Annotated in this window: 19 protein-coding genes; 12 read left to right on the top strand and 7 right to left on the bottom strand. The window is 64.7% G+C overall.

The annotated features are described in order from the left end of the window. Positions 1–8: 8 nt before the first annotated feature. Both ACSBOB_RS01895 and infC read right to left on the bottom strand, forming a co-directional pair. Positions 9–623 carry a methyltransferase family protein gene (locus ACSBOB_RS01895; RefSeq protein ID WP_442580780.1) on the bottom strand — a complete coding sequence of 205 codons (615 nt, stop codon included), beginning with the start codon at positions 621–623 and terminating at the stop codon, positions 9–11. A 108-nt stretch (positions 624–731) separates the two neighbouring features. Continuing rightward, positions 732–1268: a translation initiation factor IF-3 gene (gene infC / locus ACSBOB_RS01900; protein ID WP_442583940.1), complete on the bottom strand. Its 537-nt coding sequence runs from the start codon at positions 1266–1268 to the stop codon at positions 732–734. Between the two features lie 193 nt (positions 1269–1461). On the opposite strand from infC, the gene ACSBOB_RS01905 reads away from it, so the two are divergent. From ACSBOB_RS01905 to ACSBOB_RS01925, 5 genes are all read left to right on the top strand, one after another. Continuing rightward, positions 1462–2238 carry an alpha/beta hydrolase gene (locus tag ACSBOB_RS01905; RefSeq protein ID WP_442580781.1) on the top strand — a complete coding sequence of 259 codons (777 nt, stop codon included), beginning with the start codon at positions 1462–1464 and terminating at the stop codon, positions 2236–2238. Between the two features lie 9 nt (positions 2239–2247). Further along, entirely contained in the window at positions 2248–3390 is a 1143-nt protein-coding gene (locus tag ACSBOB_RS01910) for a benzoate/H(+) symporter BenE family transporter (protein WP_442580782.1), read from the top strand. A 114-nt stretch (positions 3391–3504) separates the two neighbouring features. Beyond that, the gene (locus ACSBOB_RS01915; RefSeq protein WP_442580783.1) at positions 3505–3975 is read left to right on the top strand and encodes a DUF2852 domain-containing protein; all 471 of its coding nucleotides are present in this window, start codon (positions 3505–3507) and stop codon (positions 3973–3975) included. Between the two features lie 123 nt (positions 3976–4098). Then, positions 4099–4929, top strand: a complete 831-nt coding sequence (locus tag ACSBOB_RS01920) for an aldo/keto reductase (protein ID WP_442580784.1) — start codon at positions 4099–4101, stop codon at positions 4927–4929. 70 nt (positions 4930–4999) lie between these two features. Beyond that, positions 5000–5764 (top strand): M48 family metallopeptidase, encoded by a 765-nt coding sequence (locus ACSBOB_RS01925; protein WP_442580785.1) that lies wholly within the window; start codon positions 5000–5002, stop codon positions 5762–5764. A gap of 1 nt (position 5765) precedes the next feature. Here ACSBOB_RS01925 and ACSBOB_RS01930 read toward each other — a convergent pair whose 3' ends face one another. After that, positions 5766–6692: a LysR family transcriptional regulator gene (locus ACSBOB_RS01930; RefSeq protein WP_442580786.1), complete on the bottom strand. Its 927-nt coding sequence runs from the start codon at positions 6690–6692 to the stop codon at positions 5766–5768. 301 nt (positions 6693–6993) lie between these two features. Between ACSBOB_RS01930 and ACSBOB_RS01935 the strand changes: the two genes are divergently transcribed. The 7 genes from ACSBOB_RS01935 (at position 6994) to ACSBOB_RS01965 (ending at position 12897) form a co-directional block, all read left to right on the top strand. Then, positions 6994–7653, top strand: coding sequence for a phosphoribosylanthranilate isomerase (locus ACSBOB_RS01935; protein ID WP_442580787.1), 660 nt, complete (start codon positions 6994–6996; stop codon positions 7651–7653). Positions 7654–7809: 156 nt separating this feature from the next. Further along, entirely contained in the window at positions 7810–9030 is a 1221-nt protein-coding gene (gene trpB, locus ACSBOB_RS01940; protein WP_442580788.1) for a tryptophan synthase subunit beta, read from the top strand. Between the two features lie 64 nt (positions 9031–9094). Then, positions 9095–9379 (top strand): CopG family ribbon-helix-helix protein, encoded by a 285-nt coding sequence (locus tag ACSBOB_RS01945; protein WP_442580789.1) that lies wholly within the window; start codon positions 9095–9097, stop codon positions 9377–9379. After that, positions 9376–9666: a type II toxin-antitoxin system RelE/ParE family toxin gene (locus ACSBOB_RS01950; protein ID WP_442580790.1), complete on the top strand. Its 291-nt coding sequence runs from the start codon at positions 9376–9378 to the stop codon at positions 9664–9666. The genes ACSBOB_RS01945 and ACSBOB_RS01950 overlap by 4 nt, the downstream gene beginning before the upstream one ends. Beyond that, a complete protein-coding gene (gene trpA, locus ACSBOB_RS01955) occupies positions 9663–10502 on the top strand; it encodes a tryptophan synthase subunit alpha (RefSeq protein WP_442580791.1) in 840 nt (279 codons plus the stop codon). The genes ACSBOB_RS01950 and trpA overlap by 4 nt, the downstream gene beginning before the upstream one ends. Before the next feature lie 34 nt (positions 10503–10536). After that, positions 10537–11463 carry an acetyl-CoA carboxylase, carboxyltransferase subunit beta gene (accD, locus tag ACSBOB_RS01960; RefSeq protein WP_442580792.1) on the top strand — a complete coding sequence of 309 codons (927 nt, stop codon included), beginning with the start codon at positions 10537–10539 and terminating at the stop codon, positions 11461–11463. 90 nt (positions 11464–11553) lie between these two features. Continuing rightward, positions 11554–12897, top strand: a complete 1344-nt coding sequence (locus ACSBOB_RS01965; RefSeq protein WP_442580793.1) for a bifunctional folylpolyglutamate synthase/dihydrofolate synthase — start codon at positions 11554–11556, stop codon at positions 12895–12897. A gap of 346 nt (positions 12898–13243) precedes the next feature. On the opposite strand, the gene ACSBOB_RS01970 is transcribed toward ACSBOB_RS01965, so the two are convergent. The 4 genes from ACSBOB_RS01970 to addB form a co-directional block, all read right to left on the bottom strand. After that, positions 13244–16294, bottom strand: a complete 3051-nt coding sequence (locus ACSBOB_RS01970) for a beta strand repeat-containing protein (protein WP_442580794.1) — start codon at positions 16292–16294, stop codon at positions 13244–13246. A gap of 1091 nt (positions 16295–17385) precedes the next feature. Then, entirely contained in the window at positions 17386–17709 is a 324-nt protein-coding gene (trxA, locus tag ACSBOB_RS01975) for a thioredoxin (RefSeq protein ID WP_349004996.1), read from the bottom strand. Positions 17710–17783: 74 nt separating this feature from the next. Next, entirely contained in the window at positions 17784–21299 is a 3516-nt protein-coding gene (addA, locus tag ACSBOB_RS01980; RefSeq protein ID WP_442580795.1) for a double-strand break repair helicase AddA, read from the bottom strand. Between the two features lie 177 nt (positions 21300–21476). Continuing rightward, a complete protein-coding gene (gene addB / locus ACSBOB_RS01985; protein ID WP_442580796.1) occupies positions 21477–24602 on the bottom strand; it encodes a double-strand break repair protein AddB in 3126 nt (1041 codons plus the stop codon). Positions 24603–24817 lie beyond the last annotated feature (215 nt).

Consider the following 24817-nt stretch of genomic DNA (forward strand, 5'->3'; position numbering starts at 1 on the left):
AGGGCCTCTCAATAGAGACGCAAGACCACCGGCAGCGTGCCGATATCCTGAAAATACTCGACCAGCTCGAAAAACGGATAGGCGAGGATGAAGACGAGGCCGTCGGCGAACGTCCTGTAGATCAGTTGCGGGCGGATCGTCAGCGACTCGCTTTCCTGGAACAGCCACGGCTTCGGGAAGAAGCGCGGCACCCGCTTCATATAGGCCCGGTACGGTTCGCCGAAATTGCGATCGAGAAACCGTTCCTCAACGAAGATCACCGTCAGGAACGCCAGCCAGGTGAACACCGCGAACAGCGAGGCGACGACGACGCTGCCGGTCATCGCGCCTATCCCCGCCGCGCCGATCGCCGAGAAGACGTAGAGCGGGTTGCGCGTCATTGAATAGGGCCCGCCGGTGACGATTTCCGCGCTCTTGCGTCCACCAATATAGAGCGTGCACCAGGTGCGGCCGAGTATGGCGATCAGGATCAGCACCGCGCCGGCCTTCTCGACCAGTTCATGGGTGGCGTCGCTGCCCGCCGAAGCCACGAACAGCAGGACCAGGAAGATCACCGCAATGAGGACGGCAAGCACCTTGCGGCGGCGCGCCTGAAAACGGCCGAGATCGGCTGTGGCAGCCATGACGATCCTTTGCGGATTCTTGTTCCGGAAGTTGCGCCGCCAAATATCTCCACCGCGCCTGCGATGGCTAGGCTCGGCGCGCTATGGATAAGCTGGGCGTGCTGTCGCTTATTTCGGCGACAGCACCATCATCATCTGCCGGCCTTCAAGCTTCGGCTCGGCCTCGACCTTGGCGATCGTCGCAGTTTCCTCGCGGACCTTGTTCAGGAGCTGCATGCCGAGCTCCATATGCGCCATCTCGCGGCCACGGAAACGCAGTGTCAGCTTGACCTTGTCGCCTTCCTCGAAGAAGCGCTTCACCGCCTTCATCTTGGTCTCATAGTCATGGCTATCGATGTTGGGGCGCATCTTGATCTCCTTGATCTCGATGACCTTCTGGTGCTTGCGCGCCTCGGCGGCCTTCTTCTGGTTGGCGTATTTCAGCTTGCCGAGATCGAGAATCTTGACGACGGGAGGGATGGCATTGGGCGATATCTCGACGAGATCGAGCCCGGCCTCCTCGGCCATCTGCAGCGCATCAGTGATTGAGACGTCGCCGTGGTTCTTGCCTTCAGTGTCGATGAGTTGGACCCGCGGAACGCGGATGTCCCTGTTGGAGCGGGGCCCTTCCTTGACGGGCGCGCCTGCCTTGAATGGTCTGCGAATGGTCGTGGTCTCCTTGAGCCGTTGAACCTGTTTGCTGTCCGGCGGCCCTATGTCGGTGGGCCGGGGCGCGAGTCAATAGCACGTGCAAACAAATAAATCACCACCAGCTGAATAGAGAACCGCCGGAAACTGGCCCTTTGCGTGCCCGTGACGACTGTGCAAAAAGCCGATGCCATTCATTCCGCCGAGCATCATGACAAATATCCTCCCCAACCATCTCGAAGTCGACGGCGTGCAAATCGCCTGGCGCCGCCGCGAAGGCCGGCAACCTGGCATCGCCTGGCTCGGCGGCTACCGCTCCGACATGCTGGGTACCAAGGCCGAGGCGCTGGACGGCTGGGCGGAACGATCCGGCCATGCCTATGTCCGGCACGATTATTCGGGTCACGGCGAGTCCGGCGGCGCCTTCGCCGATGGAACGATCTCCAGATGGCTGGCGCAAAGCCTTGCTGTATTTCGTCGGCTGACGGAAGGACCACAGGTGCTGGTCGGCTCGTCGATGGGCGCATGGATAGCGCTGCGCCTGGTGCAGGAACTGGCGAAGGCCGGTGAAAGCGCGCGCGTCGGCGGCATGGTGCTGATCGCGCCGGCGCCAGATTTCACGGTCGATCTGGTCGAACCGGACCTGACCAAGGCGCAGAAGCGCGACCTGGAAACAAAGGGCTTTTTTGAAACACCCTCCGAATATTCCGGCGACCCCAGCATTTTTACGCGCGCGCTGATCGAGGACGGACGCGACAATCGCGTGTTGACCGGGTCGCTGGATACATTCTGCCCGGTGCATGTCATCCAGGGCATGCGCGACCCGGACGTACCCTACCAGCACGCCCTGAAGCTGGTCGGGCTGCTGCCGGCCGACGACGTGACGCTGTCGCTGGTGCCGGATGGCGACCATCGGCTGTCACGCCCGCAGGACATCGAGATGATCCTCGGGGCGGTGGACGCAATGATCCACCAGATCAGCGAATAGGCTGGCATCATGCGCCTCTCCATCCCGGTTTCGGCCTTCGTCGCGGCGGTCGTCGGTTTTGGCGGCACGCTGGCGCTGATCATCGCGGCGGCCGACGCCGTCGGCGCATCGCGCGAACAGACCGCCAGCATGGTGACGGCGCTCTGCATCGCCATGGCGGTGGAGACGCTGTGGCTTTCCTGGCGCACGAAGATGCCAGTGATTTCCGCCTGGTCGACGCCGGGCGCTGCGCTGATCGGCGCCAGCACAGGGTTTTCCATCAACGAGGCGGTCGGAGCGTTCCTTGTGGCCGGCGTGCTCCTGGTCGCCACCGGTCTGTTCAGGCCGCTCACCCGGCTGATTTCCAAAATTCCGGCCTCGGTCGCCTCGGGCATGCTGGCCGGTATCGTCGTCACCTTCGTCATGAACGCCGCAAAGACCGTTCCGACCGATCCGTGGCTCATCCTGCCGCTGATCGCTGCCTTCTTCATCATCCGGCTGTTCAACCCGGCGCTGTCGGTGCTGGCCGTGCTGATCGGCGGCGGCGTCCTGGCTGTAGCGCTCGGCCGGGTCGGCGCGATTCCGGCGCCGGAGATGTCGACGCTGGTACTGACGATGCCGGAGTTCACGGTAACCTCCGTGATCGGCCTGGCGCTGCCGCTCTACCTCGTCACCATGGCTTCGCAGAATCTATCCGGCCTCGCCGTTCTGAAAGCCGCCGGCTACGACCCTGAGCCGGGTCCGCTGGTCGCGGTGACCGGACTGGTTTCCGTGCTCACCGCGCCGTTCAACGCGCTGACCAGCAATCTGGCGGCCATCTCGGCGGCGATCTGCACCGGTCCTGACGTTCATCCCGATCCGGCCGAGCGCTGGAAGACGGGGCCGTTCTATGCGCTGGCCTACGTCGTCTTCGCCCTGTTCGGCGCCTCGCTGGTGGCGCTTTTCGCGGTGCTGCCGCCCTCGCTGATCATGCTGGTGGCGGGGCTCGGCCTGCTAGGGGCACTCGCCAACGCGCTTGCCATAGCGCTCAAGGACGACAAGCAACGCATCGCCGCGACCGTCACTTTCGCCGTCACCGCGTCGGGGCTGACGCTGTTCGGCGTCGGCTCCGCCTTCTGGGGACTGGTCGCCGGACTGGTCGTGCTTTTCCTCGACCGCATAAAATTCCGATAGGTTTTTCAGGCTCTTGTCCAGTTTCGAGGGACAATCTCTTGAAGCTGGGTTCTCCCCTTACCATTTCGAATCCGAGCAGCCAGCCCGGCTGCCCAACCGAAGGAACGGGAGAAGATGAACGCTACCGCCTTGATCCGTCCGGCCTGGACGCCCGCGACCATCGCGCTGATGGTCATCGGCTTCATGGTGTTCTGGCCGCTTGGATTTGCAATGCTCGCCTACATCATCTGGGGCGACCGGCTTGAGGGCTTCAAGCGCGACGTCAATCGCGCGACGGACGGCATATTCGCCGGCTGCCGCCGCGGCGCCGACAAGACGCATCGCTGGGGCCATGGCGCCAGCCGCACCGGCAACGTCGCCTTCGACGACTGGCGCGAGAAGGAACTCGAGCGCCTCGCCGAGGAACGCCGCAAGCTCGACGAAACCTTGACCGAGTTCGACGACTACATGCGCGAACTGCGCCGCGCCAAGGATCAGGACGAATTCGACCGCTTCATGTCGAACCGCTCCCGCTCCACCCCGGCGAAGACCAGCGATGACAAGCCGAGGAAAGGTTCGTCGGGCCTGCTCGACGACGCCGACTGAACGTTTGAACAGCCTCTCCGGCTGATCCTACCGGATCGGCGCCGCTCCGGCGGCGCCGATTTCGTTTTTCCTTGCGACAAAGCCTGCCTCATTTCTCCTTTTCCATACCCCGAGGACACGCCGATGACCCATGCTCCCGAAATCACCTTCAATGACGGCAAGAGCATCCCGCAGATCGGACTGGGCGTTTGGCAGACACCGGACGAGGTTGCCGATTCCGCCGTCGCCGCCGCGCTCGGCGCGGGTTACCGGCACATCGATACGGCGGCGATCTACGGCAACGAGAGCGGCGTGGCGCGCGGCATCGCTCAGTCGGGCGTCGCGCGCGAGGACGTGTTCGTCACCACCAAACTCTGGAACGCCGACCAGGGTTTCGACAGCGCGCTCCGTGCCTTCGACAAGAGCCTGGAGAAACTCGGCACCGACTACATCGACCTCTATCTGATCCACTGGCCGTCGCCTCACCGCAACGCCTATGCCGAAAGCTGGAAGGCGTTTGTGCGCCTCAAGGAAGAGGGCCGCGCCCACTCCATCGGCGTGTCGAATTTCCAGCCCGAACACCTCCAGCGCATCGTCGACGAGACCGGCGTCGCGCCGGCGCTCAACCAGATCGAGCTGCATCCTCGCTTCCAGCAGAAGGACCTTCGCGCTGCCCATGAAAAGCTCGGCGTCGCCACGGAATCCTGGAGCCCGTTGGGCAGCGGCCGGCTGCTTGGCGATGCGGCCATCGGACGGATTGCCGCGAAACATCACCGCTCGCCGGCGCAGGTCATCATCCGCTGGCATCTGCAGCAGGGCCTGATCGTCATCCCGAAATCGGTGACAGCCACGCGCATCGTCGAGAATTTCGATGTCTTCGACTTCAAGCTTGACGCCGAGGACATGGACGCTTTCGCAGCGCTCGACAGCAAGAACGGCCGGACCGGGCCGAGCCCGATCAACGCCACGTTCTGAGCGGCGTTTCCGGACCAATCCCAATCCTCGATTCCAGGCGCAAACCGAGAGAATCACGTATCGTCCGCCGATGCCCTTCGGTTTCCTGAAACCCAAGCCAAAACCTGTCCGCCCTCTCGCGCCCACCCAGGAGCGCGTGCATGACGTGGCTGGGCGGCGCCTGCCGCTCCGCATCGTCGAGAACGACCGGGCGCGGCGGCTGACGCTGCGCATCGACGCCGGCGGACAGGGCCTGCGCATCACCGTGCCGCCGGGACTGGCGCGCGGCGAGGTCGAACGCTTCCTGACCCAACACCAGGGCTGGCTGGAGCAGAAGCTGGCAAAAGTGCCGGAGAAACCGCAGGTGCGGCCCGGCATCAAGATCCCGCTGCGCGGCGTACCGCACCTGATCGTGCACGAACCGTCCACGCGGGGCACTGTCGAAGTCCGCCAGACCGAGGACGGGCCGGAACTCGTGGTCTTCGGCGACCGCCGTCACCTGCCGCGCCGGGTGGCGGACTTCTTGAAACGCGAAGCGAGGGCCGAAATCGAGGCACTGGTGGCCAAGCACACGGCGTCGGTCGGCCGCAAGGCGAAAGCGATCCGCTTCAAGGATACGGCGAGCCGCTGGGGTTCCTGCACCTCCGACGGCAATCTGTCCTTCTCCTGGCGCATCATGATGGCGCCAAGGCCGGTGATCAACTACCTCGTCGCGCACGAGGTGGCGCATTTGAAGGAGATGAACCACGGCCCGAAATTCTGGAAGCTGTGCGAGGAGCTTTGCCCGGACACGGAGCGCTGCAAGGCCTGGCTGAAGAAGAACGGCGGCGCGCTCCAGGCGATCGGGTTCGAATAGCCTATCCAGTCCTATCACCCGGTTCTGCGTCTCGCGACGAGCCGCCGTTCAGCCACTCCTCCATAAAATCCAGAAACACCTGGACACGCTGCGAGCGGAAGCGGCCCTTCGGCACCAGCGCCCAGAGCGAGATGGAGTCCGAACGATTGATGTCGGCGAGAATCTCGACCAGTTGGCCATCGGCCACCGCCTTGCCGACGACAAAATCGGCCAGCCGGACGATGCCGTGGCCGGCCACCGCCATGTCGAACAGCATGCCGACATTGTCGCAGGCGAAGGTGCCCTTCGGCGGAAACGCGACGACGCCGTCATCGCTGGCGAGGGGCCACGTCGTCGGCGGAGACTGACCCGACAGCGCCAGGCAATTGTGCCGTTGCAAATCGGACGCCGAGCGCGGAATGCCGCATCTTTGCAGATAGGACGGCGCCGCGCAGACCAGCCGGCGGCCTTCCGCCAGTTTTCGCACGACAAGGTCGGACCCGGCGGACGGGCTGCCGCGAATGACGATGTCGGCCTGCTCGGCAACAGCGTCAATGAGCCGGTCGGTCAATGTGAGGTCGACAGCGGTCTCCGGAAACCGCGCAAGGAAGGCCGGTATCGCATGCAGAAGGGTCTGCCGGGCGAAACCCGTGCTGGAGTTGATGCGCAGCAGGCCCTTCGGTTTGCCTCGGAACGAAGAAATATCGGCGTCGGCCCGTTCGATAAGGTCAAGCACTTCGCGGGCGCGTTCGAGGTAGAGCGCGCCTTCGGAAGTGAGCGCCAGCCTGCGGGTCGTGCGTGTCAGCAGGCGGACACCAAGCCTGTCCTCCAGCCGCGACACGATTTTCGAAAGGGCCGAAGGCGTGACCCGCAAATCCTCCGCCGCGCGCGCGAAACTGCCAAGGTCGACGACGCGGACAAAGGCGGACATTTCATCGGACGTGGACATTCGTGAACTTCAGTCATGAGTATGGTTCAGGGATAGCCGATTATACAGCGCTTGGGAAATGATAAGGTCGCAAATGCCCTTGCCACGGGATCGGATGAGATGAAGCGACACGAATTCGACAGGCAGATTTTTGGCGACACCGCGCCGCCAACCGGGACCGACTACGACTTCTATCGGCGTGAAGCGGTGATGGAACGACGCGCCGCTATAGCCGCGTTTCCTGGCCAAGTATGGGCCGCAGCCCATCACGCCTGGTCGGCTTTGTCTCGACTCCGCCAAGAATTCATGCGAATGCGCGCCAATGCCGCTCGACATAAAAATCTGTGGCCTGAAGACGCCGGAGACGCTCGCCGCCGCACTTGACGGCGGGGCGAGCCACATCGGCTTCATCTTCTTCGCCAAGAGCCCGCGTTATGTCCCGCCCGAACTGGCTGGATGCCTGCGCGAGGCAGCGCGCGGCAGGGCGAAGGCCGTGGCCGTGGTGGTGGACGCCGATGATGCTTTTCTTGATCGAATCGCTTCCGAAATGAAGCCGGATATGCTCCAGCTTCACGGCAAGGAGACGCCGGAACGCGTGGCCGAAGTGAAGGTGCGCTATGGCCTGCCGGTAATGAAGGCGCTTTCGGTGAGCGTAGCGGCCGATCTCGGCCAGGTCGCACCCTATCTCGGTATCGCCGACCGCTTCCTGTTCGATGCAAAACCGCCGAAAGGTTCCGAACTTCCCGGCGGCAACGGCGTTTCTTTCGACTGGCGACTGCTGCAACAGCTCGATCCAACGCTCGACTACCTGCTGTCCGGCGGTCTAAACGCGCAAAACATCGGTGAGGCGCTGACGCTCGCTGACCCGCCCGGCGTCGACATTTCCTCGGGTGTCGAAAGCGCGCCGGGACAAAAGGATGTCAGCCTTATCGAAGGCTTCTTCCGGGCGATCCGCGAGGCACGCGCCAGCCGCGCGGCATGAGAGTCACAGGCAGCGGTTTACTTTTCGTCGCGGAAAGGCTTAAGCGAAGGTGCAGGGGACAGTTTACTTTCATTCCGCCCGCGCGAACCTTGAAGCGCTGCGATCTTCCCGCGGAAAATAGTAAACTGCCCCCGGCGCCAACATTCGGGACCAGCCATGAACAAGCCGATCGAACCGAACTCCTTCAAAACCGGGCCTGATGACCAGGGCATGTTCGGCATATTCGGCGGGCGTTTCGTTGCCGAGACCCTGATGCCGCTGATCCTCGACCTGCAGCAGCACTGGGACCAGGCCAAGCATGATCCGGCCTTCAAGGCCGAGCTTTCGGCGCTCTCCACCTTCTATGCGGGGCGGCCCTCAAAGCTCTATTACGCGGAAGGGCTGACCAGGCATCTCGGCGGCGCAAAGGTTTACCTCAAGCGCGAGGATCTGAACCATACCGGCTCGCACAAGATCAATAATTGCCTCGGCCAGATCATTTTGGCCAAGCGCATGGGCAAGACGCGCATCATCGCCGAGACCGGCGCCGGCCAGCATGGCGTCGCCTCGGCAACCGTCTCGGCGCGCTTCGGGCTCCCCTGCATCGTCTATATGGGCTCCACAGACGTCGCCCGGCAGAGCCCCAACGTGTTCCGCATGAAACTGCTCGGCGCCGAGGTCAGGCCGGTCGAATCCGGCCACGGCACGCTGAAGGACGCCATGAACGAGGCGCTGCGCGACTGGGTGACCAACGTCCATGACACCTACTACATGATCGGCACGGCCGCCGGCCCGCATCCCTATCCGGAAATGGTGCGCGACTTCCAGTCGGTGATCGGCATCGAGGCGCGCCAGCAGATTCTTGAGCAGGAAGGCCGGCTGCCCGACCTGATCGTCGCTGCGGTCGGCGGTGGCTCCAACGCCATCGGCATTTTCCACCCCTTCCTCGACGATCGCGGCGTCAAGATCGTCGGCATCGAGGCTGGCGGTCGGGGGTTGCGGGGCGTCGAACACTGCGCCTCGATGAACGCCGGCAAGCCGGGCGTGCTGCATGGCAACCGCACCTATCTGCTGCAGAACGAAGACGGGCAGATTCTCGACGGCCATTCCATCTCTGCCGGGCTCGATTATCCCGGCGTCGGCCCGGAACATAGCTGGCTGCGAGACTCCGGCCGCGTCGACTACGTGCCGATCCTCGACGACGAAGCGCTGGAGGCTTTTCAACTCACGACGCGCGTCGAAGGCATCATCCCGGCACTGGAATCCGCCCATGCCATCGCCCATGTCATCAAGGTGGCGCCGACGATGGGTAAGGACCAGATCATCATCGCCAACCTTTCCGGCCGCGGCGACAAGGACGTGCATACGGTCGCCAAGATGATGGGCATGGAGATCTGAGCCGGCTGCATTTGGAACGGCTTTCGCGGCGTGATAGGCTGACGCCGAATGTCGGAGAAAACTGATGGGTGAGGTGCCGCTGTCATTGCATGTGCCTGCACAGCTTAAGGAAGATCTGGAGCAGGAGGCGCGGCTGCAGCGCATTGAGCCGGAGCAACTCATCCAGCACGCCATCAAGTCCTATCTGGAAGATCAGGAGATCGAACGGAAAATCATGCGCGAGAGGGTCGCGGAGGCCGACAAGGGCGAATTCGTCTCAGAAGACGCGATGTTGCGCTGGATGGATCAGTTGGATGAAGACATAAACACCCCTCCGCCAAAGCCGGATGTGTTTCTGTCGCGCCGATGAAGGTCGTTTTCCTCTCATCCACCGACGCTGACATTAGATGGTTTAAGCGGTACTATCGCGATGTGTTCCCCCAAGGATCAAGCCGTGCCAATTTGCAGATGAGGCGGACTCTTGCCGTTCTTCGAGACAACCCGCATATCGGACGTCCCATCGATGATAGCGCTTTTCGAAGGCTGACGATCCTCAACACACCGTTTGCGCTCAAATACCGATTGTCTGAGGATACCATCGAAATTCTGCGTGTCGTAGATGGCCGCGCCAATCCCTTGGAAAGCACAGAACAATGACCACCCGCATCGATCGCCGTTTCGAAAAGCTGAAGGCCGAAGGCAGGCCGGCGCTCGTCACCTATTTCATGGGCGGCGACCCGGACTATGACACTTCGCTCAGCATCATGAAGGCGCTGCCGAAAGCGGGTGCCGATGTGATCGAGCTCGGCATGCCGTTCTCCGATCCGATGGCCGACGGGCCGGCGATCCAGGCGGCCGGCCTGCGAGCGTTGAAGGGCGGGCAGACGCTTGTCAAGACGCTGGCGATGGCCGCCGATTTCCGCGCGAGCGACGAGGACACGCCGATCGTGCTGATGGGCTACTACAATCCCATCTACATCTACGGCGTCGAAAGATTCCTTTCGGATGCGAAACGATCCGGCATAGACGGACTTATCGTGGTCGACCTGCCGCCCGAGATGGACGCAGAGCTGTGCGTTCCGGCCCTGAAGGCGGATATCAACTTCATCCGGCTCGCCACGCCGACCACCGACGACAGGCGCCTGCCGAAGGTGCTCGAAAATACCTCCGGATTCGTCTATTATGTTTCCATGACGGGCATCACCGGATCGGCGCTGGCCGACACCGCCAAGGTCGGCGAGGCGGTGAGGCGCATCAAGGGCCACACGGACCTGCCTGTCTGTGTCGGTTTCGGCGTCAAGACCGCCGAGCAGGCGAAGGTGATCGGCGCTTCGGCCGATGGCGTGGTCGTCGGGACGGCGATCGTCAACGCCGTCGCTAACGTTCTCGGGCCAAAGGGCGAGAAGACGGCTGACCCTGCGGATGCAGTGGCGACGCTGGTCAGCGGCCTCGCGCAGGGCGTGCGCTCCGCGCGGCTTGCGGCCGTGGCCTGAGACACCCATCTCCACGTTCAAAGGAACGAGACCCATGAACTGGATCACCAACTACGTCCGCCCGCGCATCAACTCCATGCTGGGGCGGCGCGACATGCCGGAAAACCTCTGGATCAAGGATCCGGAGAGCGGCGAGATGGTCTTTCACAAGGATCTGGAGGGCAACCAGTTCGTCATACCGTCGTCCGGCCACCACATGAAGATCGCGGCGCGCGAGCGCCTCAAATTCTTCTTCGACGATGGCAGGTTCGAACTGCTCGACAACCCGAAAGTCGTGGCCGACCCGCTGAAATTCCGCGACGAAAAACGCTATGTCGACCGGCTCAAGGAAGCCCGCGCCAAGACCAGCCTGGAAGACGCGGTGTTGAACGCGCTGGGCAGCATCGAGGGCCTGCCGATCGTGGCGACGGTGCAGGATTTCGCCTTCATGGGCGGCTCCCTTGGCATGGCCGCTGGCGAAGCGATCATCAAGGCTTTCGACACGGCGCGCGACAAGCGTCGGCCGCTGGTATTGTTCGCGGCGTCCGGCGGAGCGCGCATGCAGGAAGGCATCCTGTCGCTGATGCAGCTGCCGCGCACGACGGTGGCAGTCGACCGCTTCAAGGAATCCGGCCTGCCCTACATCGTCGTGTTGACCAACCCGACGACCGGCGGCGTCACCGCCTCCTATGCCATGCTGGGCGACGTGCATATCGCCGAGCCCGGTGCGCTGATCGGCTTCGCCGGCCCGCGCGTCATCGAGCAGACGATCCGCGAAAAGCTCCCGGAAGGGTTCCAGCGTGCTGAATATCTCATGGACCACGGCATGGTCGACATGGTGGTATCGCGCCTGCAGATGAAGGCGACGGTCGCCAGGTTGTTGAAAATATGGATGAAAGTGCCGGCCGATGCGAACGGCGCGGCAAATGTCGCGTTTCATCCGCCGGCATCCGCCGGACCGGAGAACCGCGCCGGAGCCTGAACGGCCGCTGGCGCGGATGGACTAGCGCGCCGACAGCTTCCGACCGACCATCGGCTCTGCCCGGACACTTTCCAGAAAGCATCGGTCTCGATGACCAAACACCGCACAAGCAGCCTCGCCGAGCGCGAAATCGACCGGCTGATGACGCTGCATCCGAAGGGTTTCGACCTTTCGCTGGACCGGATCACCCGCCTGCTCGGCCGGCTCGGCGATCCGCACCTGAAACTGCCACCGGTCATCCATATCGCCGGCACCAACGGCAAGGGTTCGGCCGCCGCTTTTTCGAGGGCCCTGCTGGAAGCGGAGGGGTTTTCGGTTCATGTACACACCTCGCCGCATCTGGTGAACTGGCACGAGCGCTTCAGGCTGGCGGCTCCTGGCGGCGGAAAACTGGTTGACGATGCTGTTCTGGCGGATGCGCTGGGGCGGGTTGCGGAGGCCAATCGGGGCGAAAAGATCACGGTCTTCGAGATCCTGACGACCGTGACGTTCCTGCTGTTTTCCGAACATCCGGCCGATGCGGCGATCATCGAGGTCGGGCTCGGCGGGCGTTTCGATGCGACGAATGTCGTTGTGAATCCGGCAGTTAGCGTGATCATGCCGGTATCGCTGGACCACGAGGCATATCTCGGCGACCGCGTCGAGCTGATCGCGGCGGAGAAGGCCGGCATCATCAAGCCGAACCGGCCGGTGGTGGTAGGCGCGCAGGAGACGGAGACCGCGCTGGAGGTCATTGTCCAGACGGCGGAGCGGCTGGACAGTCCGGTGACGGCCTATGGCCAGGATTTCATGGCCTATGAGGAAAACGGCCGGATGATCTACCAGGACGAGGACGGCCTGATGGACCTGCCGCCGCCGCGCCTGCCCGGCCGGCATCAATATGCGAATGCCGCGGCGGCGATCGCGGCGGTAAAGGCGGCTGGCTTCGAGATCAGCCATCGCGCCGCCGAAAAGGCAATGGTTTCAGTGTCATGGCCGGGGCGCATGCAGAGGCTGGCGCAAGGCCAGCTTGTCGAACTGGCGCCGGAAGGCGCCGAAATCTGGCTGGACGGCGGCCACAATCCCGGTGCCGGAGTGGTCGTTGCGGAAGCCTTGACCGAGCAGGAAGAGCGGTTTTCGCGGCCGCTTTTCCTGATCTGCGGCATGATCAACACCAAGGACCAGAGCGGATACTTCCGTGCTTTCAAGGGGATAGCCCGGCATGTGTTCACGGTTCCGGTGAGTTCGAGCGATGCCGGCGTGCCGAACGGCGAGCTGGCGGCCAGGGCGATCGAGGCCGGACTGTCGGCCGAACCGGTCAACTCGGTGGCTAACGCCTTGATGTTGCTGCGCGATACGTGGGATTCACGTGAAACGCCGCCGCGTATCCTGATCGGCGGATCGCTTTACCTCGCCGGCGCGGTGCTGGCCGAAAACGGCACGCCGCCGACCTGAAAACACCTCGGCGCACAGCGCGTGAAGTCGGGAAGATCTTTGTCTTTCAATAGTTTACTCGGCCGGCAGCGCTTTATTGCCGATTCGGGCTTCACGACAGGCCGCAAATTGGCGGTTTAACTTGTCTTTCCAGCCCGGTTTCGATGAAGAACAGGCTACCGACGTTCACGCCAGCGAAGACGTGCCCGACGCCTTCCGGGCGGAAGCGGTAAATGGATTTTTCATCCCGGAGACGTGTCCATCCACAACTCTGACGATCGCCGGTAAGCTGCGGGGAAAAAAGCGCCGGGAACGAAAAGTCCCCGGCGCGATCGGTTGCGATCCAGCCGAAGCCGGACGAAAAACCTCAGATGATGAGGAAGTCCGCGTTGGTGATGCCGAGCCCGGCGCCGACGATGGCGAACAGCGTCGACCCGCCGGCGGCGCTGCCGTTGGTGTCGTAGAAGATGTTGCCGGTATCCGTCTCATAGATGATGCGGTCGTCGGCATCTCCCGCCACGCCTGCGGCGTTTGCAGTAAACTGCGCCGCGCTGAGTGTGCCGGGGCCGCCCACGATGGCGTTAAAGATGGCGTCGTCGAGACGAATGGTGTCGTCGGTGAAGACGAAGTCGGTGATGGTGTCGACATTGGTCGCGCCCAGCGCCGTATCGAAGACGAACTGGTCCTTGCCGGTATTGCCAGTCAGCGTGTCGTTGCCCAGCCGGCCGAAGAGGAGATCGGAACCGGCGCCGCCGACAATGACGTTGATGACGTTGTTGCCGGTCAGCGTGTCGCCGAAGCCCGAGCCGGTCAGGTTTTCGATCGACGAGTAGGTGTCGCCGGCGGCGTCGTTGGTGTTGGTCGCCGGGGCGGCGAGACTCGCTACCACGCCGACGGCGGCGCTGTTGTAGGTGACCGTGTCGGTGCCGTTACCGCCCGAGAAATCGTCGGCGCCGGCGCCGCCGTCGAACGTATCGTTGCCGTCCTGGCCAAACAGATTGTCGTCGCCGCCAAGGCCGATCAGGGTGTCCTTGCCGTTGCCGCCGATCAGGCTGTTGATGCCGCTTGTGCCCGTCAGCTTGTCGTCGAAAGCCGAACCGGTCAGGTTCTCGATCGAAGTGAAGGTGTCGCCGGCGGCGTCACCCGTGTTGGTCGCCGGGCTGAGCAGCGCTGCGGTGACGCCGGCCGTGGCATCCTCGTAGGTCGCACGGTCCGATCCGAGCCCCCCGGAGAGAGCATCTGCCCCAGTGCCGCCGTTGAGAACGTCGTTGCCGTCCTGGCCGAACAGATTGTCGTCGCCGCCGAAGCCGATCAGGTTGTCGTCGCCGTTGCCGCCGATCAGGCTGTTGATGTTGTTGGTGCCTTTCAGCGTGTCGGCGAAGGCCGAGCCGGTCAGGTTCTCGATCGACGTGAAGGTGTCGCCAAGCGCCTCACCGGTATTTTGCGCGGCACTGAGCAGTGCTGCAACGATCCCCGCGGCAGCGTTGGCGTAGGTCGCGCGGTCGCTGCCGGCGCCCCCCGAGAGGTCGTCGGCGCCGACACCACCCTCAAGGATGTCATTGCCGTCCTGGCCGAACAGATTGTCGTCGCCGTTGAGACCGGACACCGTATCGTCGCCAGCCCCAGCGATAATGCTGTTGATGCCATTGTTGCCGGTCAGATTGTCCTTGAAGGCCGAGCCCGTCAGGTTCTCGATCGAATTATAGGTGTCGCCAGCCGCTTCACCGGTGTTCTGAGTCGCATCCGACAGGTTGACGGTCAGGCCGGCCGCGGAGTTGGCGTAGGTCGCCCTGTCCAATCCCAGGCCGCCCGATAGCACATCGGCGTCCAGCCCGCCGTCGAGCACATCGTTTCCGTCGTTGCCGTTGAGCGTGTTGGCGCCGCTGGTGCCGCGGATGCTGTCGTCCTGGTTGGAGCCGTTGACGTTCTCGAAGTTGATCGCGACCTCGGAGTTCGCACCCACCACGATGGTGCCTGCGGTGAGATCGATGATCAGGCCGTTCTGGGTATTGGCGACGAGGTCGAGCGTGTCGATGTCGGCGCCGCCGTCCCAGGTATCGCTGTCGATACTGTTGCCGACGCGCAGGATGTCGTTGCCCTGGTCGCCGAAATACTGGTTGCCGCCGCTGCTGGTCGAATCGGTGATGTCGTCGTTGCCGAGATGGCCATGGGTGATGTCGGAATCGGAGTCGGTGACGATCACGTCATCAAAAATGGTGCCAACCTGCCAGTTGGGCTCGGGATCGTACACCGCCTCCGGGTTGACGAAATCGCGTGTGTCGAGAATCTCCATTCGGACGCCCCCGGTGGCATCGAGCGATTGCCAGGTGACGGCGAAGCGGCCGTCGCCGAGATCGATCACCGCCGGGTCGGTGCCGGCGCCCGAGAAGACGAAGGTGCCGAGCACGGTGCCCGCGGCGCTTACATGCGTCGCTTCCATCCGGTCGAAACCGGCCTCGTCATTGTCGACGATGACGACGAAGCTGCCGTCGGCAAGGCCGGCCACGACGGATTCGTTGTTGAGGTTGGTGGTCGAGCCCGGGTTGGTGCCGGCCGTGCCGCTGCCGATCTCGGTGCCTGCCGCGTTGAACACCCTGTAGGAAACGTCGGTGTCGTTGATGTCGGTGTCGGTGTAGGAAATGACGAAACCGCCGCCGGTGAGGGCCGTGACCGAGGGCTCGCTGTCGCTGAAGCCGTCCGCGTTGGTGCTGGCGATGAACGAGGCTGCCAGAACGTTGCCGCCGGCCGAATTGACGATACGGATAGCGATACGGTTGTCGCCGCCGGTGAAGTCGGTGCAGGTGATGACGTAGTTGCCGTTGCTCAACACGGCCACGTCGGGCTGGGACTCGTTGAGCGAAAAGCCGATGAGGCTGATCTGCGAACCGACCGTGTTGTTGGTCGGATCGTAGATGCGGCCGGCGATGCGGGTGCCGCCGGCATCCTGGAACTGGTAGACGACCAGCGCCGAGGTGCTGCTCGATATGGCGACATGCGGATCGCGGAAGTTGGGCTGCGTGGCGGCGTTGCCGTCGCTCTCGATCGTGTTGGTGAAAAGGATCGCGCCGGCCGCGTCATACACGTTCACGCGCAGCGGCGTGCCGCCGGTCTCGACGTCCTCGTAGACGGCGACGAAGCCGCCACCGCTGCCGGGCACGGCGTGAAGATCGGCGTCGATTTCGTCATCGGCGAAGAAGCCCTGGTTTATACGGAAGGGGCCGCCGACGGCAACGCCCATCGGGTCGAAGATCTGGCCGATGGTGTCCGAGCCGCCCGAGGCGTTCGGCCGTGCTGGATCGCTGCTCGTCCACGACACCAGGATGTTGCCGTTGGCGAGCTGGATGATGTCGGGATCGTTTGGGCCGCTGGTCGCGGTGACGTTAAATTCGTCGAGCCAGGTGACTGGTGTATCAGGCATTGTGGTCTCCGATATGAGGTTCGTGGCACGTCAATGCGCGCCGTTCATTTTCGCCAATGTTTTCTGCTAATTGCCGGTCGGATTGGCCGAGATTCAGGCCTGCTGATCAGCGCGCCAAGGAATAGGTGCCGTGGTCATATGTCACTCCCGTTTGATGACAGATTTTCAGGTTGAGGTTTCGCCGAGACGCTCCGTCCGGCCTCACGGCGGATGAGCCCTTCCCTGCAGGCCTTGTCGCCATGCGGTTTCGGAAGATGCGGCAAGGATGAATCGTGCGGCGCCAATCGACAGGTCCATGCAATCGTCGCGCTGACGGCAACCGTCACGAGACTACAAATCCAAGCCCCGGACGAGATTGCTCGCATCCAGATCCCGGATGTTTCAGATGGCCCCGGTCCAATCGGTTCGAAGATCACGCAACAAAGTGATCTCCGGATCGCGCTGGAGGTGAATAACTTTTAAGAATGACTAGAGTTTTTCTTTTTACGTTACGTCATTTCCACAACGCTCGGCAAGACCAAATTTGGGGAAACGTTCAAAAATAAACTTCGGCTAGGACCAGATAAGCATTCGTTGACCCCCATATCAACTTCGGAACATGGCCCTGGCACAAGGACTTCGTCTCTCGGGCGTCGAACCGACTTCATGCTAACCAACGATATTCGCTTGCGAATCCTTCCCGCCAACGGCTTGCCCGAGCCACTTTTTTCGTGGCTTCGGCGGTTGCAGCGGAGGTGCCCGAAAATGACGTTTCCTGCCCGCTTTTGTGGCACCCAAACTCCTGCAACCGATTGACCTTTGGCGCCGCCCCTCACCCGCCTGCCAGCCACCTTGCCGTTCGTCCCTTCTCCCCGTCCTTCACGGGGAGAAGGTGCCGGCAGGCGGATGAGGGGCGACACGCACGGTCAGAGTCAGCGGCCGCTGGGATGACTCTCGTGCCGCGGACGAGCCTAATTTCGCTACTGCGCCGAACCGATTGTGGCGTCAATTGGGCAAACGCGAACGCTACGCGCCATGGTTCGGCGCGCCGGCAGGCACAAAAAAGCCCGGCACTTGGCCGGGCTGATTCACATGCAGAGAAGGGGTTCGGCTCAGGCGACGGCGCCGTTGATCCAATGCGACAGCGCAGTCTTCGGCAGGGCGCCGACCTTCATGTCTGCCACTTCGCCGCCCTTGAAGATCATCAGCGTGGGTATGGAGCGCACGCCGAACTGGGCGGCAAGCTCCGGATTCTCGTCGATGTTGAGTTTTGCGATCTTCACCTTGCCGGCGAGCTCGGTCGAAATCTCCTCCAGCGACGGGCCGATCATCTTGCACGGGCCGCACCATTCGGCCCAGAAATCGACGACGACGGGCGCGCTGGCGTCGAGGACGTCGGCCTTGAAATTGTTCTTGTCGACCTTGACGGTGGCCATACGGAAAATCCTTTCGGGTTCGAAGTCGCGCTAGATGTGGTGGCTGGGATGCTGCCAGTCAAGCACCGGTTGTTTCACGCCTTGGTGAGTCGAACAAGAGCCTCGTCCATGGCCTGCGGCGGCAGCGGGACGAGCCGCGGCGCCTCGGTGAAGAGCAGCGCCGCCGAGACGGTCCTGCCCGGATAGACCGGCTGAAGCAGCGCGCGGTAGAGCGCCAGCTGCGCGACATAGGCCGGGGGCACGGCGGCCAGCGCCTGCGGGGCCGGCCGGTTGGTCTTGTAATCGACGATCAGCACCTCGGTTTCGGTCACCGCCAGCCGATCGATCTTGCCGGAGACGGCGCGCCTTTCTCCCCGCACCTCGATATGGCCCATCAGCGCGACCTCCGCCCGCGAACCGGGCGAAAACAGCGGCCGGAAGCGGTCCGCGTCGAGGATGGCCAGGACCGAGGCCAGTGCGCCGTCGCGTTCGTGCCCGGGCCAATCGGCGGCGGCGCGGGCGAGATAGCGGAGGGCGGCCGGCTCGCGCTCGTCCGCGGCGAGAGAGGGCAGCACCTGCAGCAGCCTGTGCAGCACGACGCCACGCGCCACGGCGAAACCCGGCTCCTCCTCGGCATCCAGCACCGGCGAGCGGCCGGAGACGATTGCGGGTTCCGCCTCGATCAGCAGCGAGGCTGCGCCGGACGGCGCCAGCGGGCGCGGCAGGGCCTTTGCCGGCGGCAAGGGCACAAGCAGGCTTTGGGGGAAGGCCGGACTCGGCGGCGTGTCCGCGGCCTCGGAAAGATCCGGCGCAAAACCGACGCCGCCGTTCAGGCGGAAGCGGAAAACCTTGCCGGCGACGGGATGGTCGATGTCTGCCGCCTCGGGGGCGCCCGCGAGTGCGCCGGCGACCAGCGAATGCCAGGTGGTGGGCGGCGGCGGCCTGCGGCCATGGAAACCGCAGACGATCAGCCGGTCCTCGGCGCGCGTCATGCCGACATAGAGCAGGCGACGGTATTCGTCGTCGGCGCGGGTGCCGATGTCGGCCTCGACGCCGCGCGCAAAACGCGCCGGCGTCTCGCCGGGCGCGCGCCAGAGATAGCCGCGCGTGCCGGCCAGTTCGCCCTTGGGCGCAAACGGGATGAGCCGCGGCAGATGCTGCGGGCTGAAAGGCTGCGAGCCGCCGTCGACCAGGAACACCACCGGCGCCTCCAGGCCCTTGGCGGCATGGACCGTCATGATGCGGACCTCGTCACGGGTCTGGTCCATCTCGCGCTTGATCTCGGGAGCGGCGGATTCGAGCGTGGCGAGGAAGGTTTCGAGGCCGGGGAGGCCGGTCCTCTCCTGCGCCAGCGCAAAATTCAGGAACTCGTCGAGGATGTCGCCGGCCTCCTGGCCCAGCCGCGCGATCATCCTTGCGCGAACGCCGTCACGGCCGAGGACGCCGGAATAGAACTCGAAGGGGCGGCGGAAAGCGGCCTCGTTCGCCCAGCGGTCGAGGCTTTTCGCAACGCCGGCAAGGATCGAATCGGATGCGGAACGATTCCCGATAATTTCGGCGAGCGACACGCCGGAGGGGCGGCCGGCGGCCAGCGAGAACAGCGCGTCCTCGGAGAGCCCGAAGACCGGGCTCTTCAGCACCGCGGCCAGCGACAGGTCGTCCTCCGGCTGGAGCAGGAATCGGCCGAGCGCGATCATGTCCCGGACGGCGATGTGGGCGGGAAGGCTGAGGCGGTCGGCGCCGGCGACAGGGATGTGGCGGTCCTTCAGGCTCTTGGCCAGCGCGTTGACGAAACTGCCGCGCTTGCGCACCAGCACGAGCACGTCGCCGGGGCCGAGCCGCTTGCCGCTGCCCTCGATGATTTCGCCAGACTTCAGCCAGTGGCCGACGGTCTTGGCGATCGTCTCGGCCAACCGCACGGCGGGCGCGGTGGCATGGTCGATCGCCTCGCTCCAGTCGTCCGGCTCCTCGACCGTGTCGGCGCCGATCGACGGCCAGACCTCGACATAACCCGGCGCACCGGCGCGGATGGCGGCGTGCTCGACCGGATCGCCGGCGAAGGTGAGGCCGCGCCGCGCGATGTCGGCGGCGAAGACGCGGTCGACGGCGGCGAGCACGTCGTCGGTGGAGCGGAAGGAGAGGTTGAGCCGCACATGCTCGAAACTGCCGTCAGCGCCGCGCACCTTCTCGGAGAAGGCGCGACCGCTTTCGGCGAAGGCTTCGGGCGCGGCGCCCTGGAAGGAATAGATCGACTGCTTCTCGTCGCCGACGGCGAACACCGTGCGCCGGACCTTGTCGCGCGCACCGGCGCCGGCGAAGAATTCCTCGGCGATGCGGCGCACCACGCTCCACTGGTCGGGGCTGGTGTCCTGCGCCTCGTCGATCAATATGTGGTCGATGCCCTTGTCGAGCTTGTAGAGCACCCAGGGGCCGGCATCCTGGCGGGCGAGCAGGCGCACGGTGCGGGTGATCAGGTCGTTGAAGTCGAGAAAGCCGCGGCCGGTCTTCAACTGCTCGTAGCGGGCGATCAGCCAGTCGGCGACGGTCAGCGCGGCGCGGGTGTTTTCCACCATGCGCAGATGCGCGAGGCGGTCGCTGGCGGACAGGATCGCGTCGCAAGCAGCCTGGTAGCGGTCGGGAAGCTTCGGCAGGCCGGAAAGCAGCGCCTTGCTGAACAGCCAGGTCAGGCCGTAGGGCTCGCCCTTGCCGGTGAGAAAGCCCTCTGCCAGGATCGACAGCCGCCGCTCCGGATCGGTCTCGGCCATGGCGGAGCGGGTGGCGGGCACGATGCGGTCCAGCGCGCGGCGCGCGTCCAGCGCTGCCGCGGTTTGCGCGAAGGCGTCGATATAGGCCGGCGGGAAGCCGGGCAGCGGCCAGGCAGCCTCGGCGACCGAAGCCGCCGTGGCGCCGGGCTCGAAGCCGAACTCGGCGAACAGCCCGGCATAGGGCGGATCGTCGACGGCGACCGCGTCGATGAAACGGCGCAGGCCGTCGCGGTTGCGCAGGATCTCCGACAGCAGCGCGTCGAGCCCGGCCTCGCCGCCGCGCTCCAGCACCCAGGCGAAGGCTTCCTTGAGATGCGGCGCGTCGGCGCCCATCGCGCCGGTCAGCAGCTCGCGGCGGGCCGCGCCGAACAGCGCCTCCTCCATCAGCGGGTCGAGCATCTCGAAATGCGCGGCGATGTTGGCTTCCAGCGGGAACTGGTGCAGCACCGATTCGCAGAAGGCGTGGATGGTCTGGATCTTCAGGCCGCCCGGCGTCTCCAGTGCGCGGGCGAACAGTTTGCGGGCACGCGCGAGCTTTTCACGGCCGGGCTTTTGACCCTCCATCGCCGAAACGCGCTCTGCCAGCGCCTCGTCGGAAAGCATCGTCCATTCGGACAGCGTCGAGAATACACGGTTCGACATGTTGGCGGCCGCGGCGCGCGTATAGGTCAGGCAAAGGATGCGCGACGGGTCGGTATCCTCCAGCAGCAGGCGGATGACACGCTGCGACAGCACATGCGTCTTGCCGGAGCCGGCATTGGCCGACACCCAGGCGGAATGGCGCGGGTCTGAGGCGGCGGACTGAAGCCGCTGGGTCGCTTCGGGAACGGGGTAGCGGCGTTTCATGGTCGCACTGCCTCGGCGATCCCTTCTCCCCGTTCTACACGGGGAGAAGGTGACCCGAAGGGTCGGATGAGGGGCGGCGCCCAGCTTGCGCAACTGTGCTCCCGCCCCTCACCTGCCTGCCGGCATCCTCTCCCCGTATAGAGACGGGGAGAGGAGCGACAACGGGGATGTCCTCGATCAACCATCGACGCCCTCGGTATCCTCGCCGCCGGCCGACCATTCCAGCACCCTGGCAAGGTGATCGTAGTCGCCGTCGGTGTCGCCCTCGCGGAACGGCAGTGCCCTGGAACGGTAGCCCGTCGAGGCCAGTGCATAGTGGTCGAGCAGGCGTTCCAGCCGCGCCCAGGATTCCTCGGCGAGATCAGCGGCGGAGCGGTCGCTGCCCCTTATGCTCAGGATCGATTCCGGCACGACCTCGCCATTGGCCTTCAGCCGGATATAAGCGAGGTCGGCCGGCTCGCGCATGCCTATGTCGGCAAAGGCGCCGCGCCTGAGCAGTGCCGCCTCGAGCGGCAATTGCGGCGCGATCAGCCGATGCGCCTGGATTTTGGACGGCGAGGAACCGGTCTTGTAATCGAGAATGTCGACCATGTTTGCCGGCAACAGATCGACGCGGTCGGCATAGCCGGACAGCGTCACGCCGCTGCGGCCGACCGGCGTACGAACGGCTCGAGCCTCCGGCAGGCGCGACACGACCGAACCGGCCCGGCTTGTCTCCCATTCGATGATGTTGACCGCCAGCCGCTCGAAACGCGGCCACCAGACGGCGGCGACATCTTCCGGCAGCGCGAATTCGCCAAAACATTCCTGGCCGGCGGAGAAAAGGGTCTTGAACGCCTGTGGCGTCGTGGGATCGACGCCGGACGCGGAAAAGCGATGCAGGATCTCGTGGAACAACGTGCCGCGCTCGGCGGCGCCGGGGTCGCGTACCAGCGGATCGATCGCGAAAAGGTCGAGAATACGGCGGGCATAGATCGCATAGGGATCTCGCCGCAGCGTCTCGATCTCGGTGACCGAGAAATGCTTCGGCCTGACCTCGACCGGCGGCTTCGGATTGGGCCGCGCCGCAAGCTCGTCCTCCTGCCGGACATCCAGCATGCGCGCCCAGGCAAGCAGGTCGGCGCCGCGTGCCTTGAGCCGCGCCGCTTCGTCCGTTCCCACAAAGGTGAGGATGCGCTGCAGCCAGCGCGAGGCGACGGCGGGCGCGGCACCCGAACGGGCCGAGCGGGTGAGTATGAGATTTTCGACACCGAGCGCCATCTGGAAATCATGCGCGGACTGGCCAATGCGGCGCTCCGGCGGCTCGAGATCCAGCCCGGCCTTCATGACCCGCGACATGAACCGGTCGGACACCGCCTTGCGCGGCCAGACGCCCTCGTTCAGGCCGCCGACCACCAGCGTATGCGGCGACAGAAGCCGGGCTTCGAGCGCGCCCAGGATCCAGACACGGCTGTCCGAACCCAAAGCCGGCTTGACCACTTCCGGGCCGATCAGCGCGTCGAAGACATCCGGCCACTCGCGCGGCGAGAACGGGAAGGCGGCGTCGGCCGACACCAGCCCGCGCAGGAACTCCGCCAGCTTCTCGCCGGCATCGCCGGCATAAAGCGCGTCCAGCCCGCCATCTTCGTTGCGCCCGAGGTTTTCCAGCGCCGTGACGGAAGCCAGCACGATCTCGGAAAGCTGGATCTCGTCGCCGCCGATCTTTTCAACGAGCGGCGCCAATGCCAGCTTCAGCGCGGCAGCCACGGCACGGCCGCTTTCGATGTCGGCGGCCGAGATGCGTGTGGACCAGAACGGCGCGCGCCGGTCGCCCGCGAGCTCGGCCAGGCGCAGGTCGAACAGTTCGGCGAGCCCGGAAATGTCGGGGCGGCCGTAACCGCCGCGCAAGGCGACGAGCTCGATGATTTCGGCGGCGCGGCGCACCTTTTGGCGGCCAAGACCGAGCGACAGCAACGGATGCTTCAGCAGCGCCAGAACAGGAATCGGATCGCCGGGCTGGAAGACGGCACGCAGCATCAGCACCAGCAGAGCGGCGGGCGGCGTGCCCGACAGTGGCGTGCCGCCGGAATCGTCGGCGCGAATGCCGAACCGCAGCAGTTCGGCCGAGACACGGCGCGCGAGATCGCGGTCGCCGGTGACAAGAGCCGCGCTTCGGTCGGGCGCCTCGACGGCGCGGCGCAAGGCTATGGCGATCGCCACCGCCTCGTCGCGTTCGTTGGCGGCCTCGACCAGCGTCACGCCGGAAAAGGCCGCGGCAATCTCGGCCTCGGCGATGCCTGCGCGCCGCTCAGCCCAGGCGTCGGTTGTGCTGGCCGGTCGAAACGCCTCGCCAGCGACCCTGCCGCGCCATGCGAGAGTGGGGGACGCGACAGCGATCTCCTCGACATCGGCGCGCAGGACTCCGATGCGGCGCAGCAGCTTGGCGAGGCCGAACTGCGGATGGCCGAGAACCGCCGGCTCCGGCGCGGGACCGGCCAGCACACCCCAGGATTCATCGTCCATCGCCGTATCGAGGCCCGGCAGAACGACCGCGCCCCGCGGCAGGCGGGCGATGGCGGCAAGCAGTTCGGCGGTGGCGGGGATGGAGCCCGTGGAACCGGCGGCGATGACCGGGCCGGCCGGCGGATGTGTCCTCAGCCGTGCCGCCTCGGCGAGAATGAGTGCGTTGCGATGTGCGGCCGGATTGGAGTTTTGGCGGCTGGCCAGAATATCCGGCCAGTGCGCGGTGACGATGGCGAGGAATTCCAGCGTCACCTGCCACCAGCCGGCAAGTTCGCCCCCGACCAGCCCGGCAAGCTTCGACCACTCGGCGTGCTCCGTCTCGACCTCGTCGATAAGCGCGGCCAGATCGCGCGCCAGCCAGATCGAGTCGGCGGCGGAGGCCGGCACGACGACCTCTTCCTCGAACTTCGCGGCGACATGGGCCGGAAGGTTCTTCTTCCACCGCTGCACCAGCGGCGCGAGCAGCAGCAGGCGGTCGACGGACGAAATCGGAGGGGCGAGATCGAGCGCGGCGGGCTCGTCCGCAAAGAAGGAAGCACCATCCTCGTCGAACTCGCCGAGTGGGCGCACCGTGGGAAGGATCGCCGAGCCGCCACGGGCCTGATCGACGAAGACCGTGCGAAGCTCGCGCGCGGCGCGGCGGGTCGGCACATAGATGGTGACGTCGGCCAGCGCCAGCGGATCGGCGCCGGGCTGGAAATCGGGGATGAGGCGGCCTTCGACCAATGCTTCGGCCAGCGCCGGCAGGAACAGCACGCCGGGCGGGATGGAGAGGACGCGGGGGATGGAGCGGAGAGTCATGGCGCGCAGCTTTTGGCAAGGCTGGCAAATCGCGTCAGTTGATGCCCTACGTTGCCCCCCTCTGTCCTGCCGGACATCTCCCCCTCAAGGGGGGAGATTGGCTGTGGCAAAGCGGCCGGCCAATCTCCCCCCTTGAGGGGGAGATGTCCGGCAGGACAGAGGGGGGCAACGTAGGGCATGGACAGGTCAAACCGGCGAGCTACGATCTCAGATCG

It is taken from the genome of Mesorhizobium sp. KACC 23794 (assembly GCF_052180275.1).
Taxonomy (GTDB): Bacteria; Pseudomonadota; Alphaproteobacteria; order Rhizobiales; family Rhizobiaceae; genus Kumtagia.

Bases quoted from the DNA above. Each gene is read 5' to 3' on its own strand.
- addB (WP_442580796.1), bottom strand. From the start codon at position 24,602: ATGACTCTCCGCTCCATCCCCCGCGTCCTCTCCATCCCGCCCGGCGTG.
- ACSBOB_RS01910 (WP_442580782.1), top strand. From the start codon at position 2,248: ATGCGCCTCTCCATCCCGGTTTCGGCCTTCGTCGCGGCGGTCGTCGGT.
- ACSBOB_RS01905 (WP_442580781.1), top strand. From the start codon at position 1,462: ATGACAAATATCCTCCCCAACCATCTCGAAGTCGACGGCGTGCAAATC.
- addA (WP_442580795.1), bottom strand. From the start codon at position 21,299: ATGAAACGCCGCTACCCCGTTCCCGAAGCGACCCAGCGGCTTCAGTCC.
- ACSBOB_RS01925 (WP_442580785.1), top strand. From the start codon at position 5,000: ATGCCCTTCGGTTTCCTGAAACCCAAGCCAAAACCTGTCCGCCCTCTC.
- ACSBOB_RS01945 (WP_442580789.1), top strand. From the start codon at position 9,095: ATGGGTGAGGTGCCGCTGTCATTGCATGTGCCTGCACAGCTTAAGGAA.
- trpB (WP_442580788.1), top strand. From the start codon at position 7,810: ATGAACAAGCCGATCGAACCGAACTCCTTCAAAACCGGGCCTGATGAC.
- ACSBOB_RS01895 (WP_442580780.1), bottom strand. From the start codon at position 623: ATGGCTGCCACAGCCGATCTCGGCCGTTTTCAGGCGCGCCGCCGCAAG.
- ACSBOB_RS01965 (WP_442580793.1), top strand. From the start codon at position 11,554: ATGACCAAACACCGCACAAGCAGCCTCGCCGAGCGCGAAATCGACCGG.
- ACSBOB_RS01935 (WP_442580787.1), top strand. From the start codon at position 6,994: ATGCCGCTCGACATAAAAATCTGTGGCCTGAAGACGCCGGAGACGCTC.
- ACSBOB_RS01970 (WP_442580794.1), bottom strand. From the start codon at position 16,294: ATGCCTGATACACCAGTCACCTGGCTCGACGAATTTAACGTCACCGCG.
- ACSBOB_RS01915 (WP_442580783.1), top strand. From the start codon at position 3,505: ATGAACGCTACCGCCTTGATCCGTCCGGCCTGGACGCCCGCGACCATC.
- trxA (WP_349004996.1), bottom strand. From the start codon at position 17,709: ATGGCCACCGTCAAGGTCGACAAGAACAATTTCAAGGCCGACGTCCTC.
- accD (WP_442580792.1), top strand. From the start codon at position 10,537: ATGAACTGGATCACCAACTACGTCCGCCCGCGCATCAACTCCATGCTG.
- ACSBOB_RS01930 (WP_442580786.1), bottom strand. From the start codon at position 6,692: ATGTCCACGTCCGATGAAATGTCCGCCTTTGTCCGCGTCGTCGACCTT.
- trpA (WP_442580791.1), top strand. From the start codon at position 9,663: ATGACCACCCGCATCGATCGCCGTTTCGAAAAGCTGAAGGCCGAAGGC.
- ACSBOB_RS01920 (WP_442580784.1), top strand. From the start codon at position 4,099: ATGACCCATGCTCCCGAAATCACCTTCAATGACGGCAAGAGCATCCCG.
- ACSBOB_RS01950 (WP_442580790.1), top strand. From the start codon at position 9,376: ATGAAGGTCGTTTTCCTCTCATCCACCGACGCTGACATTAGATGGTTT.